3 protein-coding genes are annotated in these 2,332 nt (G+C 72.1%); all 3 read right to left on the reverse strand.

Going from position 1 to position 2,332, the window contains the following annotated elements:
- A partial coding sequence (locus D8M29_RS10805; RefSeq protein WP_148111591.1) for a single-stranded DNA-binding protein occupies window positions 1-402 on the reverse strand: 402 nt, incomplete at its 3' end.
- A 132-nt stretch (window positions 403-534) separates the two neighbouring features.
- A complete protein-coding gene (gene rpsF, locus D8M29_RS10810; protein ID WP_002857790.1) occupies window positions 535-840 on the reverse strand; it encodes a 30S ribosomal protein S6 in 306 nt (101 codons plus the stop codon).
- A 317-nt stretch (window positions 841-1,157) separates the two neighbouring features.
- Window positions 1,158-2,332: M18 family aminopeptidase (locus D8M29_RS10815; RefSeq protein WP_127445968.1), on the reverse strand; the 1,175-nt coding region annotated here is incomplete at its 5' end.

The following is a 2,332-nucleotide window of genomic DNA, read 5'->3' on the forward strand; positions in this document are numbered from 1 at the left end:
TTGGCCGCCGCCGAAGCCACCGCCGCCACCACCGCCGCGCTGGGCGCGGGTGACCTTGGCCGTGGCGAACCGCAGCGCCGGGCCGACCTCGTCCACGTCCAGCTCCCAGCTGGTGCGACGATTGCCGTCCCGGTCGTCGTAGGAGCGCGCCCTGAGGCGGCCCTGCACGATCACGCGCATGCCCTTGGTCAGCGACTCCGCCACGTTCTCCGCGGCCTCGCGCCAGACCGAGCAGCGCAGGAACAGCGCTTCGCCGTCCTTCCACTCGTTGGTCTGGCGGTCGAACGTGCGGGGCGTGGACGCGACGGTGAAGTTCGCGACGGCCGCGCCGTTCGGGGTGAAGCGCAGCTCCGGGTCGGCGGTGAGGTTGCCGACCACGGTGATGACGGTCTCGCCTGCCATGGTCACTCCTGTCTTCGGGGGTTCTGCCGGTCAGTGACCGGATCCGGGGATCCGGGACTGCTCAGCGGGGTTCCGGTGGGGGCGTCGGGGACTGATCCGATGCTCTCAGACCCTCCGGACACGGTACGAGGATCACTCAGCGGTGATCTTCTGCTCCTCCGGACGGATGATCTTGGTGCGCAGGATCGTCTCGTTGAGGTTCAGCAGACGGTCCAGCTCCTGGGTGGCGGCCGGCTCCGACTGGAAGTTGACGACCACGTAGATGGCCTCGGACTTCTTCTGGATCTCGTAGGCGGTCTTGCGGCGACCCCACACGTCGATGTTGTCGACGGTGCCGCCGGCGTTCGTGACGACCTCGAGGTACTTCTTCAGGGTCGGCTCCACGGTGCGCTCGTCGACCTCAGGGTCGATCAGCACCATCAGCTCATAAGCACGCATGCGAACCCACCTCCTCTGGGCTTGCGGCCGCGGTCTCTCCGCGGCAGGAGGTTCTGTGCTCGTCGTCCGTGTGATGCTCCGCGCTCTTCGGCGGCACACAGACAACCTGATCCATCCTAGCAGTTCGACGAAGGGGCGCTGGCGGGGCGCTGGCGCCGCGTCCACGCGCGCGGGTGCCTCCCGCGCCGACGCCTCCCGCGCGTCGAGTCCGCGAGCCAGATGATTCAGTCGTTTTCCGGCCGCTTCTACGACCGAAATCTCTGGCTCACGCCCGTCCAGGAGCAGAAATCTCTGGCTCGCGCCCCCCACGCGCAGCCTCACACCCCGCGGAAGAACTCCCGCACGGCCGCCGTCAGGTGCTCCACGTCCCGCACGCCGCACATCTCGCGCGCCGAGTGCATGGACAGCAGGCCCAGGCCCACGTCCACGGTCCGGATGCCCAGGCGGGTCGCCGAGATCGGGCCGATGGTGGAGCCGCAGGGGACGTCGTTGTGGGAGACGAACTCCTGGAACGGCACCCCCGCCACGCCGCACCAACGGGCGAACGCGGCCTCTCCCCCCGCGTCGGTGGCGTAGCGCTGGTTGGCGTTGATCTTCAGCAGCGGGCCGTGGTTCACGCGCGGGTGGTTCACGGGATCGTGCCGCTCGGCGTAGTTCGGGTGCACCAGGTGGCCGGCGTCCGCGGACAGCAGCCAGGACCCCGCGATCGCCCGCGCCCGGCCCTGCCCGGCCACGCCGAGCGCCTCGAGCACGCGCCCCATGACCTCCTCGAGCAGCGGGCCGGCCGCCCCGGACCGCGACGCCGACCCCAGCTCCTCGTGGTCGAACGCGGCGAGCAGCGGGATCACCGGGGCGCCGGCCGCCTCACCGGCCACCCCGCCCGCGACGGTCCCCTCGTACGCGATCGCCCCCTCGGCGCCACCGTGTTCGCGCGCCAGCTCCTCGAGCGCCACGAGGCCCGCGTGCACCGAGCTCAGGTTGTCCAGCCGGCCCGAGGCGAAGAACTCGCCCGCCAGCCCGAAGAGTCCGGGCGCCTGGGCGTCGGCCACCACGACGTCGTGCCCGCGCACCGCGGCCGGGTCCACACCGGCGGCGGCCGCGAGCGCGGTCAGCACGTCACCGGGCACGCGGGCGGCCAGACCGTCGGCCTCCGCCTCGTCGGCGCCCTCGCCGCGCGGGTCGAGCGCCCCCACGACGGGGTTCGTGTGCCGCTGCCGCTTCAGCGTCAGCCCCTCGTTGACCTCGCGGTCCAGGTGGATGGCCAGCTGCGGGATGCGCCCCACGGGCCCGGTCGCGGCGAGCACCTGCGTGCCGTCGTCGAGGGCGAGGCGGCCGGCGAACCGCAGCTCGCGGTCCAGCCACGAGTTCAGCAGCGGCCCCCCGTACACCTCGACGCCGGCCTGCACCCAGCCGTCGGCCGTCACGGTGGCCGGGTTCGGCTTGAGCTTGAACCCGGGCGAGTCCGTGTGCGCGCCGAGGACGCGGAACACCG

Source organism: Micrococcus sp. HSID17227 (assembly GCF_003989405.1).
In the GTDB taxonomy this organism is placed as follows: domain Bacteria; phylum Actinomycetota; class Actinomycetes; order Actinomycetales; family Micrococcaceae; genus Micrococcus; species Micrococcus luteus.

What these genes read in the sequence shown, in the direction of transcription:
- rpsF (WP_002857790.1), bottom strand. Translation starts at nt 840, where the DNA reads ATGCGTGCTTATGAGCTGATGGTGCTGATCGACCCTGAGGTCGACGAG.